Source organism: Streptomyces sp. MH60, from assembly GCF_002939385.1.
In the GTDB taxonomy this organism is placed as follows: domain Bacteria; phylum Actinomycetota; class Actinomycetes; order Streptomycetales; family Streptomycetaceae; genus Streptomyces.
On the sequence record NZ_MULI01000003.1, the window covers coordinates 89,523 to 102,356 of the forward strand.

General features: G+C 71.6%; 12 protein-coding genes. 5 read left to right on the forward strand and 7 right to left on the reverse strand.

From position 1 onward, the window contains the following. Positions 1 to 60 precede the first annotated feature (60 nt). From BZZ08_RS03940 to BZZ08_RS03955, 4 genes are all read right to left on the reverse strand, one after another. Positions 61 to 2,010, reverse strand: coding sequence for an alkyl/aryl-sulfatase (locus BZZ08_RS03940; protein ID WP_104630708.1), 1,950 nt, complete (start codon positions 2,008 to 2,010; stop codon positions 61 to 63). Next, positions 2,007 to 3,356 carry an MFS transporter gene (locus BZZ08_RS03945; RefSeq protein ID WP_104630709.1) on the reverse strand — a complete coding sequence of 450 codons (1,350 nt, stop codon included), beginning with the start codon at positions 3,354 to 3,356 and terminating at the stop codon, positions 2,007 to 2,009. Before BZZ08_RS03945 ends, BZZ08_RS03940 begins: the two co-directional genes overlap by 4 nt. A gap of 72 nt (positions 3,357 to 3,428) precedes the next feature. Beyond that, positions 3,429 to 4,598, reverse strand: a complete 1,170-nt coding sequence (locus BZZ08_RS03950) for an acyl-CoA dehydrogenase family protein (protein ID WP_104630710.1) — start codon at positions 4,596 to 4,598, stop codon at positions 3,429 to 3,431. 15 nt (positions 4,599 to 4,613) lie between these two features. Next, complete coding sequence (locus tag BZZ08_RS03955; protein WP_104630711.1) at positions 4,614 to 6,170, reverse strand: acyl-CoA synthetase; 1,557 nt, start codon at positions 6,168 to 6,170, stop codon at positions 4,614 to 4,616. Positions 6,171 to 6,284: 114 nt separating this feature from the next. Here BZZ08_RS03955 and BZZ08_RS03960 point away from each other — a divergent pair, with 114 nt between their 5' ends. Together BZZ08_RS03960 and BZZ08_RS03965 are read left to right on the forward strand one after the other, a co-directional pair. Continuing rightward, complete coding sequence (locus tag BZZ08_RS03960; RefSeq protein WP_241965365.1) at positions 6,285 to 6,929, forward strand: TetR/AcrR family transcriptional regulator; 645 nt, start codon at positions 6,285 to 6,287, stop codon at positions 6,927 to 6,929. 189 nt (positions 6,930 to 7,118) lie between these two features. Beyond that, the gene (locus BZZ08_RS03965; protein ID WP_104630713.1) at positions 7,119 to 8,207 is read left to right on the forward strand and encodes a serine hydrolase domain-containing protein; all 1,089 of its coding nucleotides are present in this window, start codon (positions 7,119 to 7,121) and stop codon (positions 8,205 to 8,207) included. Here BZZ08_RS03965 and BZZ08_RS03970 read toward each other — a convergent pair. Next, on the reverse strand, positions 8,197 to 9,726 hold the full coding sequence (locus BZZ08_RS03970; protein ID WP_104630714.1) for a monooxygenase: 1,530 nt from the start codon (positions 9,724 to 9,726) through the stop codon (positions 8,197 to 8,199). The two genes, BZZ08_RS03965 and BZZ08_RS03970, sit on opposite strands and share 11 nt — an antisense overlap. A 75-nt stretch (positions 9,727 to 9,801) precedes the next feature. On the opposite strand from BZZ08_RS03970, the gene BZZ08_RS03975 reads away from it, so the two are divergent. Further along, positions 9,802 to 10,476 carry a TetR/AcrR family transcriptional regulator gene (locus tag BZZ08_RS03975; protein WP_104630715.1) on the forward strand — a complete coding sequence of 225 codons (675 nt, stop codon included), beginning with the start codon at positions 9,802 to 9,804 and terminating at the stop codon, positions 10,474 to 10,476. Positions 10,477 to 10,569: 93 nt separating this feature from the next. Here the strand turns inward: BZZ08_RS03975 and BZZ08_RS03980 are convergent, their stop codons facing one another. Further along, the gene (locus tag BZZ08_RS03980; RefSeq protein ID WP_104630716.1) at positions 10,570 to 10,938 is read right to left on the reverse strand and encodes a VOC family protein; all 369 of its coding nucleotides are present in this window, start codon (positions 10,936 to 10,938) and stop codon (positions 10,570 to 10,572) included. Between the two features lie 63 nt (positions 10,939 to 11,001). Between BZZ08_RS03980 and BZZ08_RS03985 the strand changes: the two genes are divergently transcribed. Then, positions 11,002 to 11,472 (forward strand): MarR family winged helix-turn-helix transcriptional regulator, encoded by a 471-nt coding sequence (locus BZZ08_RS03985; protein ID WP_104630717.1) that lies wholly within the window; start codon positions 11,002 to 11,004, stop codon positions 11,470 to 11,472. Between the two features lie 120 nt (positions 11,473 to 11,592). Beyond that, complete coding sequence (locus tag BZZ08_RS03990) at positions 11,593 to 12,252, forward strand: lysophospholipid acyltransferase family protein (protein ID WP_104630718.1); 660 nt, start codon at positions 11,593 to 11,595, stop codon at positions 12,250 to 12,252. 187 nt (positions 12,253 to 12,439) lie between these two features. On the opposite strand, the gene BZZ08_RS03995 is transcribed toward BZZ08_RS03990, so the two are convergent. After that, positions 12,440 to 12,664 carry a hypothetical protein gene (locus BZZ08_RS03995; RefSeq protein ID WP_104630719.1) on the reverse strand — a complete coding sequence of 75 codons (225 nt, stop codon included), beginning with the start codon at positions 12,662 to 12,664 and terminating at the stop codon, positions 12,440 to 12,442. Between the last annotated feature and the right edge of the window lie 170 nt (positions 12,665 to 12,834).

Sequence of the window (12,834 nt, forward strand, 5' to 3'; positions counted from 1 at the left end):
CGACGGGGCCCGGGTGCGCGCCGCCGTCGCGCAGGTCGTCACCGCGGGCCCCGGCGATCGTCAGGAGGGAGTGACGACGGGGAAGCGGTGGTCCGGAGTGTCCAGGACCGACAAGAGCTGCGCCAGTTGTGAACGGTCACCCGTCATGGTGATGCCGTCGGTGCCCTTGCCCGCGAGCACCGCGAGGAGCTGCTCCTTGGTCATCGTCATGGTCAGAGCCGTGTCCGGGGCGGGGCTCGCGTCGCTGGTCCAGGTGAGCACACCGTTGGCGAGCCGAAGGTGCCAGTAGACATCACCGATGTGCCAGTCGAGGGCGAGCCGCAGCGACCACGCGGCGGGTCCGTCGACACGTACGGCCAGACCGTCGACGAGCTGTCCGACCGTCAGGGCCCGGTGCAGATCGGGTCCCGTGGTGGGCTTGGGAACCGGCTTGATCCCGTGCAGGAGCTCCTGGGCACCGGTGAGGTAGAAATTGCGCCACACCGCGTTCTCGGCCGCCCGGCCCAAGCGGATGTAGAGCAGGGCGAGTTGCCGCCTCGCCCCGGTGTCGGCCGGGTCGTTGAAGACGGCGTGGTTGAGGAGCGTCACGGCGAAGCGCAGGTCGCCCCGGTCGCTGTAGTGCCGGGCACGTGCCCGTACGGCCGCCTGCCCGCCGAGGGACTCGACCCACCGCCGCGCCTCCTCGGCCGGCGGATGCTCCCACAGGTGCGCGGGGTTGGCGTCGAACCAGCCCATGTACCGCTGGTACACGGCCTTGACGTTGTGGCTGAGGGAGCCGTAGTAGCCACGGTTGGCCCACACCTGCTCCAGCTGCGGCGGGAGGCGGAGGCTCTCCGCGATCTCGGTGCCGTTGAGGCCCTGGTTGATGAGACGGACGGTCTGGTCGTGCAGATAGCCGTAGAGGTCCCGCTGCCGGGTGAGCAGGGCGACGATGCCGTCATTGCCCCAGGTGGGCCAGTGGTGGGAGGCGAACGCCACGTCGGCCGCGCCCGCGTAGAGGCCGATCGACTCCGTCAGGTATCCCGCCCAGGCGTGCGCGTCGCGGACCTGGGCGCCGCGCAGGGTCAGGATGTTGTGCATCGTGTGGGTGGCGTTCTCGGCCATGCACACCGCCCGCAGATCGGGGAGGAGGAAGTTCATCTCCTCCTGGCACTCCGTACCGGGAGTCATCTGGAAGCGGATCCGCACCCCGTCGAGGACGACCTCCTGCCCGGTGGCCTCGATGGAGCGGGTGGGCGGTATCAGGCCGACGGTGCCGGTGGAGACCGCCAGCCCGAGGCCGCAGCCGACCTGGCCCGCGGCGTCGGCGGGCAGGCTGGAGCCGTACATGTAGCCCGCACGGCGGGACATGGCGGGACCGGCGTAGACGTTCTCGCTGACCGCGTGCTCCATGAAACCCCGCGGCGCGAGAACGGGTGTGCCGTCGGTGCCGTCGGGCAGGACGCCCCGGCAGCCGCCGAAGTGGTCGACGTGGGGGTGGGTGTAGATCATGGCCTTGACCGGGCGGTCGCCGCGGTGGACGCGGTACAGCCGGAGTGCCGCGGCCGCGGTCTCCGCGGAGGTCAGGGGGTCTATGACGATGATGCCGGTGTCGCCCTCGACGATCGTCATGTTGGACAGGTCCAGGCCGCGGACCTGGTAGATCCGTTCCGTGACCGCGTAGAGCCCCTGGCGGGACAGCAGCCTGGCCTGGCGCCACAGGCTCGGGTCGACGGTCGCGGGCGGGGTCCCGGTGGCGTCGGCGAGGAAGCGGTGGGCGTCGGGGTCCCAGGCGGTGCCGCCGGAGGGTGTGGTGATCGGTCCGCCGGTGTACGCGGCGATGAAGCCGCGGTCGGCGTCGGCGAAGTCGCTTCGGTCGTCGTAGGGGAGACCGCCGGTGTGGGTGGGGGACGGGGTTGTGGCGGACCGGGGGCCGGGGGACGCCTCGGACGCCTGCGGGTTCAGCGGTACGGTCGCCGCGGCGGCGCCCGCCGCGGCGGCGACGAAGCCGCGCCGGTTCATCGGGTTCATGCGGGTGCGCCCTTCTCGGGGTCGGTCGCGGGGCGGAGCAGGCCGAGCCGTCGCGCGTCCCGCTCCGGCCGGATGGCGGCGATGGCCGAGGCGCCCGCCAGCAGCATCACCGCCGCCGCGATGAGGAACGCGGTCGTGTAGCCGGAGGACGCGGTGTCCGCCGCGTCGATGAGGTGGCCGGTGACGAAGGGCGCGATCAGGCCGGGGAGGGTGCCCGTCGCGGCGACGATGCCGAAGACGGCACCGCGCTGGGCCGCCGGAACGACCTCCGCGACGGTCACGTAGTGCAAGGGGATCGCGACGGCGACCGTGCCGAAGGCCACCCCGATCAGCAGCAGGCGGACGACGTCCCCGTCGGTGAAGGGAAAGGCGGCCATGGCGCAGCCGGCGACACATACCGAGGCTCCCTGTGCGGCACCGCTGGACCAGCGGCTGGACACTCCGCGTGCCTTGAGGGCGTCCATGAGCGGCGAGACGGTCAGCAGCAGCACGAGGCTGAGGGCGGAGATGCCGCTGATGGCGGTCGCCACCGTCTGGGGGCCCAGACCGAGCTGGGTCCTCAGGTAGGCGGGCAGCCAGGCGTGGGCCAGCGCGAGGGCCCAGGCGGCTCCGAAGGCGCCGGCGATACTGCCCACCGTGGTGCCGGTGAGCAGCAGCCGGCGGTAGGGCAGGTGTTTCACGGGCCGCGGATCGGCGGCTCGTGGCGGACGTGTCTCGTCGTACGGCCCGTCGTGGCCCGTCCGCCGCCACACCAGCGCCCACAGCAGGCTGACGACGGCCAGGACGGCATACGCCGACCGCCATCCGAAGTCCGTGATGAGCCAGGTGAGTACGGGCGCGGAGACCAGCGTGCCGATCGCGGCGCCGCCGATCTGCAAAGCCGAGGGCAGCCCGCGCCGCTCGGGCGGGAACCACTTGTACAGCGCGTGCATGGACATCGAGGCTGCCGGGCCTTCCGCGACACCCAGCAGGACGCGGCCCGCGATCAGGGTCGGGACGGCCGCCACGGCCAGCACCGGCAGCTGAGCGACCGCCCACAGCAGTGCCATGACGAAGAGCATGGTCCTGCTGGAGATCCGGGAGGAGAAGAATCCGACGACCAGTCCGGAAAGGCTGAACAAGAGGTAGAAGGAGCTCGAGATCAGTCCGTAGGTGCTGTTGCTGATGTGCAACTCGTCCATGATCGGGACGGCGGCGAGGCCGAGGACCGACTTGTCGGCGAAGTTGATGACCATGAAGGTGACGATCATGGCCGTCACCAGCCAGGCCCGGCGGCGGTCGAGCGGACGGGCGACGGGCCGACGCGCCGAGCGGTCGGCGGGCGGCGCGGAGGGTTGGGGTGCCATGGTGACTCCTGCGGATGCGGGCCGAGCAGGCCCCGGGGAGTGCCGGCTCGGACGGCCGCCCCGGGGCGCCGGTCAGACGAGTGCCTTGACGATGGCGTTCTTGTGGATCTCGGTCGTGCCGGTGACGATCCGGAACATGCGCAGGGACCGGAAGATCTGCTCCACCTCGTGACCGCGGGTCAGGCCGTCCTTGCCGTGGATCTGCACGGCCTGGTCCGCCGTGCGGAAGCACGCTTCGGCGGTGAACAGCTTGCACATGTTCGCCTCCACCGCGATGTTCTCCCCGCGGTCGGCCTTCGCGGCGGTGGCGAGGACCATCGACCGGGCCGCGTACAGGTCGGTGGCCATGTCGGCGAGCTTGTGCTGGATGGCCTGGAGCGCCAGCAGCGGCTGCCCGAACGCGACGCGGGTCTTGGCGTGGGCGACGGACAGGTCCCAGGCGCGCCGGGCGGCACCGATCAGGGAGGGGCAGTGGAGCAGCCGGTTCAGGGTGATGCGGCCGATGCCGATGCGCAGCCCCTGGCCGACCTCGCCCAGCAGGTTCGCGACGGGGACGCGGCAGTCCTCGAAGACCAGGTCGCCTTCCATCCGCTGGCCCGACATGGGCACGGCGCCCTCCAGCACACGGCAGCCGGGGGTGTCCAGGTCGACGAGGAAGGCGCTGTACGTCTCCTCGCTGTCCGCCATCCGGGCGACGACGACCGCGAAGTCGGCGAACGGGGCGGCGGAGCTGAACACCTTGTGCCCGTTCAGCACGTAGGAGTCGCCGTCGCGCGTCGCGGTGGTCCGCATGCGGCGTACGTCCGAACCCGCGTCCTGTTCGGTGAGGGAGAAGCAGCAGGCGCGCTCACCGCGGACGACCGGGAGGAGATAGCGCTCCCGCTGCTCGTCGGTGGCGTACTTCACGATCGCGCCGACGCGCAGCGGTCCGCCCATGTCGCCGAGGACCGAGTGGGACAAGGCCGCCCCGGAGGCGGTGAGTTCCTCCTTCAGGGCACACAGTTCGGTGAAGTTCAGTCCCTGGCCGCCGAGTTCCGGCGGCAGACTGATGCCGTAGAAGCCGAGTTCGGCGCTGCGTTTCCAGACGCCTTCCAGGGTGGGCCGGTCCAGCCTGCTCTCGGGGGTGATGCCGTGTGCCCGCTCGTAGGGGAGGAGTTCGTCGGTCAGATAGGCGCGCAGCCGGCCGACCAGTTCCTCCAGGCGGGGGTTGTCGTCGTAGCGGGGAGTGAGGGTGTAGGGCATGGGGGTGTTCCCTGTTCAGTGGACGCGGCGCTCGGCGCCGGACCAGTAGGTGTCGCGTATCGCGCGGCGGTCGATCTTGCCGTTGGGGTTGTGGGGCAACGCGGCGACGAGGTCCACGGAGCGGGGCTTCTTCATGCGCGCCAGGCGTTCGGCGCAGAAGGCGATCAGTTCCTCCGCGTCGAGCGTGACCCCTGCCCGCGGGACGACGACGGCCTTGACCGCCTCGCCCCACTGCTCGTCGGGGACGCCCACGACCGCGGCCTCGAAGACGCCGGGATGCTGGTGGAGGACGGATTCCACCTCGACGGCGTAGATGTTGAAGCCACCGGAGATGATCATGTCCTTCTTGCGGTCGACGATGAAGACGTAGCCGTCCCGGCGTCGCCGCGCCAGGTCGCCGGTGAGGAACCAGCCGTCGCGGAAGCTCCGCGCGGTCAGTTCCGGCTCGTTGTGGTAGCCGGGAACGACGTCGGGCCCGCGGACGGCGATCTCGCCGACCTCGCCGTCCGCCACCGGGACGCCGCTGTCGTCGACGATCCGTACCTCCGCCTCGGCGAGCGGGCGGCCGCAGGACAGCAGCAGTTCCTCGTCCTCGCCCTCGACGGCGCGGCGGTGGTCCTCCGCGGAGAGGAACAGCACGCCGGAGGTCGTCTCGCCGCAGCCGTAGCCCTGGCCGAGCACGGGGCCGAAGAGGTCCCAGGCCGCCCGGACCCGGGCGGGTGACATGGGTGCCGCGCCGTAGAGCAGATGGCGGAGACTGGAGAGGTCGTGGTCGCGGGCGTTCTCCAGCGCGAGGACGGTGTTGACCATGGTCGGGACCAGGAACGCGTGGGTGGCGCGTTCCCGTTCCACGGTGGCGAGGAACTCCGCGGCGTCCCAGCGCGGCAGCACGACGGCGCATCCGCCGGCGAAGAAGATGCCCATGAGCGGCATGCCGGAGGCGTGGGTGACGGGACCGGCGAGGATCTGCCGGTCGCCCGCCCCGACCCGGGTGGCCTGGTTCATCACCGACTTGCGCAGCAGGGCCAGCCGGTTGCCGTACGTCTGCACGGCCGCCTTGAGCTTCCCGGTGGAGCCCGAGGTGAAGTGCAGGACGGCGATGTCGTCCTCGGCGCACTCCACGTCGACGGCCTCCCGGGAGGCGGCCGCGAGGGTCTCCGCGTAGCCGGGACCGAGGTCGGCGGGACCGTCGTAGCCGATGACGGCCTTCACACCCGAACCGGGTACGGCCCGCCGTGCCGTCTCCAGGTGTGCGGCATCGGTGAGCAGGACACGGGCGTCGGACTCCCGCAGGAGATGGGCGACTTCGCCCTCGCCGAGGCGGGCGTTGACCGGCGCCCGGGCCAGACCCGCCTTGTAGAGCGCCACTTCCGTGACGACCAGTTCCGCGCGGTTGGCCGCGAGCGTCGCCACGCGCTCGCCCCGGCTCAGGCCCGAACCGGTGAGCGCGGCCGCCAGCCGGTCGCTGTGGTCGTCGAGTTCCGCATAGGTCAGGCGGACCGGTCCGCACACCACCGCCTCGGCGTCCGGGTGGTGCTCGGCTGTCCGGCGTACGTAGCGACCGAGGTTCATCGCCACCTCCAGAGTTTCGGAACAATGTGTTCAGTATCAATCTCGCTGTCGGGCAACGTACGGGCAGCGCTAGGGTCAGGTCAACGGTCGTGACGAGAAGGAATCGAAGTGGACATGAAGCCCGAGGACCGCCGGGTCCGGCGGACGCGCGCCGCGCTCCGTCAGGCCCTGGTCGAACTGGTGCTGGACAAGGGGTTCCAGGCCATCACCGTCGAGGAGATCACCGAGCGGGCCGACATCGGCCGGGCCACCTTCTACGCGCACTACCGGGACAAGGAGGATCTGCTCGTCGGCATCGTCCGCGACCTCGCACAGGACCGCGAGCGTCTGCTGCCGGCCGTTCGCCAGGCGCACGCCCAGGGCTTCACCGGCCTGCCGGTCAAGTACATCTTCGAACACGCCACCCAGGAACGGGACGTCTACCGCGTCATCCTGCGGGGTGAGGGCGACGGGCGGGCACTGCGGGAGTTCACCGAACTCATCCGCACGCACGCCGAGATGGCCTTCCGCGACCGGGCGGGACAGCTCGGCGTGGAGCCGAGGATCCCGCTCGGCATCGTCGCCCGCGCCTGGACCGGCGAACTCATCTCGGTGCTGAGCTGGTGGGTCGAGAACGACACGGGGTACACCGCCGAGCAGATCACCGCCCACCTGCGGGACCTGTCCGTCTACGGAAGGGTCTGGGCCACGGGCCTGACCCCGGTGGACGCTCCCGGGGCCGTCGACCTCCCCGGGGGGCAGGGCGCCGGACCCCAGTAGTCATCACCGGCGGTCCCACCCTTCCTCCGTTTCCGAACACCGTGTACGGTATCGATCTCGTGATGAGCTGATCCCGAACGAGCGGAGCGACACGTGACCGGCACGGACCCACTGGCGGACCTTGTGTGGGCACGAGGATTCACGGACTCGGCCTGGGCGCGACGACACACGACGGCAGGCCGGGAGATCATGCCCAGCCGCCGCGTCTGGCGGGGCCCGGGCGGCCCCGGTGACCTGCCCGCCTCGCCACCCGGCGCCCTCGACGACCTCAGCGTCACCGGCTCCCACGGACGTACGCTCACGCTGTCGGAACTGCTCGCCGAGGCCGAGACGGACGCCCTGCTCGTGCTGCACCGGGGCAGGCTCGTCCACGAGCAGTACCTGCACGGCTACGAGGCCCACGTCCCGCACTTCAACGCCTCGGCCGCCAAGTCCTACCTCGGTCTGCTGGCGGCCACCCTGGCCCATGAAGGACACCTCGACCGCGGAGCCCAGGTCACCACGTACGTGCCCGAACTGTCCGGCACCGCCTTCGGCGACGCCCAGGTCGAGCACCTGCTGCACATGGGCACGCGGATGAGCTACGCCGGGCGCCCCTACGACAAGGCCCTGGAGGCGCAGCGCTACTTCGCCGTCCTCGCTCCGCGACTGCGCCCCTACGGCTACTCGGGGCCCGCGACCATCCGCGAACACCTCGCCACCGCCAGGGCCACGGGCGAGCCCGGCACGGAGTTCCGTTACGAGAACGGCAACGTCGAGGCGCTCGCCGAGGTCCTGCGACGGATCACCGGCCTGAGCACCTCGGCGCTGATGTCCGAGATGATCTGGTCCCGCATCGGGGCGGAGGAGGACGCCTACTACCTCGTCGACGCGGACGGGGCGGAGGCGGCCTGCGGCGGCTTCAGCGCCACCGCGCGCGACGTGGCCCGCCTGGGCGAACTCGTCCGCTGCGGCGGTGCCGTCGGCGACCGTCAGATCGTGCCGGAAGCCGTGACCGCCGTCGTCGAGGGCGTCCCCGACGGGTATCCGCGCCGCGTTCGCCTTCCCGCGGCACCGCCCGACTCACCGGCCACCCTCTCGTACCACGACCTGTGGTGGATCCTGAACGACCCCTACGGATCCTTCATGGCCAGCGGCATCCACGGCCAACGCCTGTTCGTCTCACCCGCCCTGGACCTGGTCGTCGTCCACTACGCCTCCCAGGTGGTCTCCCCGGCGGTCCCTCAGGTCCCCCTCGTCCAGGCGTTCCTCGCGATCGGCAGGCGCCTCAACGGGTAGGGCACGCGCCGAGGGGGCGCCGGCGGCCGAGTGCCCGGGTGAGGGCGGTCAGCCGCTCGGTGCGGCGCGCGGTCGGGTCGGTGGTGCGGGTGGTCCAGGCGACGTGACCGTCCGGGCGGACGAGGATCTCGGTCGTTCCGCGCAGGTCCGGGTGGTCGTCGTAGCCGGTCACCAGGGCGGTGGTGACACGCGCGTCGGGTTCCGGACCGGCGGTCGGCGTGGGGCCGGGAGCCAGGTCGAGGTGGACGAACCGGGCGGTGTGCAGCAGGTCGTAGACCCGGGTGGCGGACGAGCCCGCGGCCGTCAGCGAGATGTCGGGCACCGGTCGTCCCGCCAGGGGGCCGGCGTCGGGGTCCGCGGGACGGTAGGCGGTGTCCAGTGCGGAGACCCGGCCGGCGAGCGTGCGGTTGACCTCTTCCTGGCCGAGGAGTTCGTCCATCAGGCCCCGCAGGGCGGCGGCGGGACGCTGGTACCGGGGGACGAGGGTGAGCTCCATGAGCAGGGTCTGGATCTCCGTGTTCTCGGTCACCCCGCGGCCCACCGGGCGGCGCTCGGCGTCGTAGCTGTCGAGCAGGTCCGGCGGGGCCCAGCCCTGGACCGCGGCGGCCAGCTTCCAGCCGAGGTTCACGGCGTCCTGGAGGCCGGTGTTGAGGCCCTGGCCGGCGGCGGGGAAGTGGATGTGGGCGGCATCCCCCGCCACCAGGAGGCGCCCCGCGCGGTAGCTGTCCGCGAGCCGGGTGGCGTTGCCGAAACGGGAGAGCCAGCGGGGGTCGGCGACGCCGAGGTCGGTGCCGCACATCCGGAGCAGGATCTGGCGGAACTCCGCCAGGCCGACCGGCTCTGCGGACGGCACCCGCATCCGTTCCGGATCCACCAGGACCAGCCGGGTGACGCCGCCTTCCAGCGGTGCGACCAGCACGCCCGCGGCCCGGGCCGCGTCCAGGGCCGCGGGGCCGGTGTCCATGACCGCGAAGTCGCCGAGGACTCCGGTGAGCGTCTCGTCGGTGCCGGGGAAGCCGATGCCGGCGGCCCGGCGCACCACGCTGCGTCCGCCGTCGCAGCCGACCGCGTACTGGGCCCGGACGGTCTCGACGCCTTCCGGCCCCCGTACTTCCACCTCGACCCCGTCCTCGTCCTGCCGCACGCCGACAACCTCGTGGCCGCGGCTGATCCGCACCCCCAGCTCGGCCGCCCGTTCCGCCAGCAGCGCCTCGGTGCGGGCCTGGGCCAGGAAGAGCGTGTAGCCGTGCCGGGAGTCGAGCCGGGAGAAGTCGAGCCGCGTCGGAAGCTGGGCGAAGTGCCAGCCGGGGACCGCGCGGCCGAGCGGCAGGAACCGGTCGAGCAGGCCCCGCTGATCCAGCAGCTCCACGCTGCGCGGGTGCAGGGTCAGCGCCCGGGAATCGCGCTGCGGCTCGACGCGGCGCTCCAGGATCCGGGTCCGCACGCCCGCCAGGGCCAGCTCGCAGGCGAGCATGAGTCCGGTGGGGCCGCCGCCCGCAATGATCACGTCGTTCTTCATGGAGGATCGCCCTCTCTTGCCTCACGCAATTAGTGAACGGTGTTCACGTGAACGCTGTTCACTATAATGGGAGGCATGAATTCCTCGTCAACCCGGCCGCGGGGGCGCCCCTCGCGCATCGACAGTCCCCGCACCCTGCGCACCGCACTGGAACTGCTGGACGAGTCGGGCCTCGACGCCCTGACCATGCGGCGTCTCGCCGACGCGATGGAGGTGCGGGCGGGAGCGCTGTACCGCTACTACGCCACCAAGCAGGACCTGCTCACGGCCATGTCGGAGCAGATGATGGAGGGCGTCACCGAGCAGGTCCTGGCGACCGACGGCGCCCCGTGGGGCGAGCGGGTCGCGGAGTTCGCGCGCGCCCTGCGGACGGCGCTGCTCGATCACCGCGACGGCGCGCGGGTGTTCGCCGGGACCCACCCGACGGGAGGCAACGTCCTCGGCTTTTCGGACGTACTGGTCGGCGTCCTGCTCGACGCGGGCTTCCGCGCGGACGACGCGGCCCGGACGCTCTACGCGCTGTCGAACTTCACCGTCGGCCACACCCTGGAGGAGCAGGCCGCCCGGTCGGAGGAGAACGGCGGACCGGGCGCCGCCGGGCTGCTGCGCTCCGCGGTGACGGACGGCTCGTACCCGCACCTGCACGCCGCCGTGTCCGCGCTGGCCAGCACGGACTTCGAACGCCACTTCGAGTACGGGCTGGGCCTGCTCATCGACGGTCTGAAAGCGCGCCGCCCGGTCTCTGGGTGAACGGTGCCCCCTGCGGCCCGACGGCTACGCGACCGAGCGCGCCGGGCGTGGCGTGCGGCGGGGGTGCGGGCACGTGGCGGTGCCTCGGGGCGATCAGGCGCGGTCGTGGAGGGTGACGTGGTAGCCGTCGGGGTCGGCGAAGGTGAACGTCCGGCCGAAGGGGCCGTCGACCGGCGCGGAGACGATGGTGTGACCGTCGGCGACGAGGGCGTCGTGGATCTCCTGGACGCCGGTGGCGTGCAGCCAGATCGCGGCACCGATGCCGGGCTGGGCGACGGAGGCGAGGTCGGTGCCGGGCGCGATGTCGCGGACCGCGAACGCGATCGGCTTCGTCTCGAAGACGACGGCGTGCGGAGGTCCGGCCTGCGAGCGGACGAGGCCGAGGTACTGCTCGTAGAACGCCTGTGAGGTATCGAGGTCGCGTACCTGGAGCGAGATGAAGTCGGGGCCGGTGGCGGGCATGGTGGTGCTCCTTGTCATCGTGTCAGTTTTCTGACATGGGCCAAGGTATGTCAGAATACTGACATGAGTCAAAACGGTGCCGGCATCGACCTGGACAAATCGCTGGGCTACCTGCTGAAAGAGGCTTCGAGCGCCCTGCGCGCAGCCATGGAGGAGGTGCTGCGGCCGCTCGGGATGAGCGTGACGCACTACTCCTGCCTCGAGTTGCTGGCCCAACGGCCGGGCCTGTCGAACTCCGAGCTGGCGCGTGGTGCGTTCGTGACACGGCAGACGATGAACGTGCTGCTCCAGACCCTGGAGCGGGATGGCTACGTGACCAGGCCCGCGGAGGCGCCCGTCGGGAAGGCTCTGCCCGCGCGACTCACGCCGCGCGGCCGACGGAGCCTGGAGAAGGCGACCGCAGCGGTCCGGTCCGTCGAGGTGAGAATGCTGGCCGGCATGACCGAGGCCGAGCAGGCGAGCGCGTTCCGCAGCCTGCGGAGCATGATTCACTCCCTGCGCGACGGCGACGGCGACGGCGAGGGCGGCGCATAGCCCGTACCCCGCCGGTGCGGACGGTCCGCGAGGGCCGAGGATGAGTACGACGACTCATGCCGACACCGGCCCCCGCCACCGACGATGAGGACCTGCATCGCCTGGACCGGGAGACTGCTCATGCTCAGCCGCATCGCGGATCTGTTGGTGCCCGCCGTCGGCCGTCTGTCGTTGACCGCCGACCCGAGTGCCGAACTCGCGCCGGGCAGCATCATCGCCGCGAACCACACGTCCCTCGCGGACCCGGCCCTGGTGATCGCCGCCCTTCGCCGGCTCGGCGGCGAACCGGTCGTCATGGCGGCCGCCGGGCTGTGGCGCATCCCGGTCCTCGGCCGTGCCCTGGACCGGGAAGGACACATACCCGTCGTGCGCGGCGACCGGCGTGCCGCAGGCGCGCTGGACGCGGCAGTCGATGCCCTGGAGCGGGGGCGGCTGGTCCTCATCTACGCCGAGGGCGGCCTGCCCCGCCGCAGGGACGCCGGGGAGGCACCTCCCGGGCCCTTCCGCAGCGGCCTGGCCAGGCTCGTCGAGCGCACCGGAGCCCCCTTGGTGCCCGTGGGACAGGCCGGCGCCCGCCGGGTCGTCTCGGGCCGCGCGGCCAAGCAACTCGCAGGTCTCGTCACGGCGCCCGTACGCCGACCCGCTCTGCACGTCCATGTGGGCGCGCCGCTGGAGCTGACCGGTGACCACGCCGCGCGGACGGCACGGGCCAGGACCGCGGTGACCGCCGCCTGGCGGACGGCGGTGGCCCACCTGGGCGACACCGCACGCCGCGCCTGACCTCGCCGGTGCCGGGCGGGAACGAGCTTGGCGGCCGTCGGCCGGGGCGCCTGCCGGAAGTGTCCGTCCCCTTGACTGCACCAGCGCCGAAGTCGTTCAGCGGCCGGTTCCGCCGAAGTGAACAACTCCGTCGTCCGGGAGGCGCGCGGTGACGCGGTCGGACGCCGACCCGCAGCCGCGCCTGCCTTCAGTCCTTGGCCCGGTGCAGTTGTATCTGCCGATTGACGAAGAGGTGTACGAAACCGCAACGCAGGCAGATCAGCCCCGTGGCGCTCTCATCCGCCCAGGCCAGATTGAACAACTCTCCGCCGGTGCTGTTGAGTTTCACGCCCCGTTCGCGGAAGAGATCGCTCTTGCAGACCTGGCACGTGATCCACATCTCTCCGAGTGAGGCCCGCACCGCTTTGGCCATCTCATTCCCCTTACCAGGCCCAGCACCGTGGCTGAGCCATCCGTACTCCGTCGTGTTCCCGCACATCATCGCAAGCCGTGGGAAATCCACTGTCGGTGACGTAGAGCTCGATCCACTCGAACGCACCCTCTGACCCGGGGCTTCCAGAGCCCAGGGTGGTGCGATCAGCC

Coding starts and splice junctions, on each gene's coding strand:
- BZZ08_RS03940 (WP_104630708.1), bottom strand. CDS start 2,010: ATGAACCCGATGAACCGGCGCGGCTTCGTCGCCGCCGCGGCGGGCGCC.
- BZZ08_RS03945 (WP_104630709.1), bottom strand. CDS start 3,356: ATGGCACCCCAACCCTCCGCGCCGCCCGCCGACCGCTCGGCGCGTCGG.
- BZZ08_RS03950 (WP_104630710.1), bottom strand. CDS start 4,598: ATGCCCTACACCCTCACTCCCCGCTACGACGACAACCCCCGCCTGGAG.
- BZZ08_RS03955 (WP_104630711.1), bottom strand. CDS start 6,170: ATGAACCTCGGTCGCTACGTACGCCGGACAGCCGAGCACCACCCGGAC.
- BZZ08_RS03960 (WP_241965365.1), top strand. CDS start 6,285: ATGAAGCCCGAGGACCGCCGGGTCCGGCGGACGCGCGCCGCGCTCCGT.
- BZZ08_RS03965 (WP_104630713.1), top strand. CDS start 7,119: ATGCCCAGCCGCCGCGTCTGGCGGGGCCCGGGCGGCCCCGGTGACCTG.
- BZZ08_RS03970 (WP_104630714.1), bottom strand. CDS start 9,726: ATGAAGAACGACGTGATCATTGCGGGCGGCGGCCCCACCGGACTCATG.
- BZZ08_RS03975 (WP_104630715.1), top strand. CDS start 9,802: ATGAATTCCTCGTCAACCCGGCCGCGGGGGCGCCCCTCGCGCATCGAC.
- BZZ08_RS03980 (WP_104630716.1), bottom strand. CDS start 10,938: ATGCCCGCCACCGGCCCCGACTTCATCTCGCTCCAGGTACGCGACCTC.
- BZZ08_RS03985 (WP_104630717.1), top strand. CDS start 11,002: ATGAGTCAAAACGGTGCCGGCATCGACCTGGACAAATCGCTGGGCTAC.
- BZZ08_RS03990 (WP_104630718.1), top strand. CDS start 11,593: ATGCTCAGCCGCATCGCGGATCTGTTGGTGCCCGCCGTCGGCCGTCTG.
- BZZ08_RS03995 (WP_104630719.1), bottom strand. CDS start 12,664: ATGGCCAAAGCGGTGCGGGCCTCACTCGGAGAGATGTGGATCACGTGC.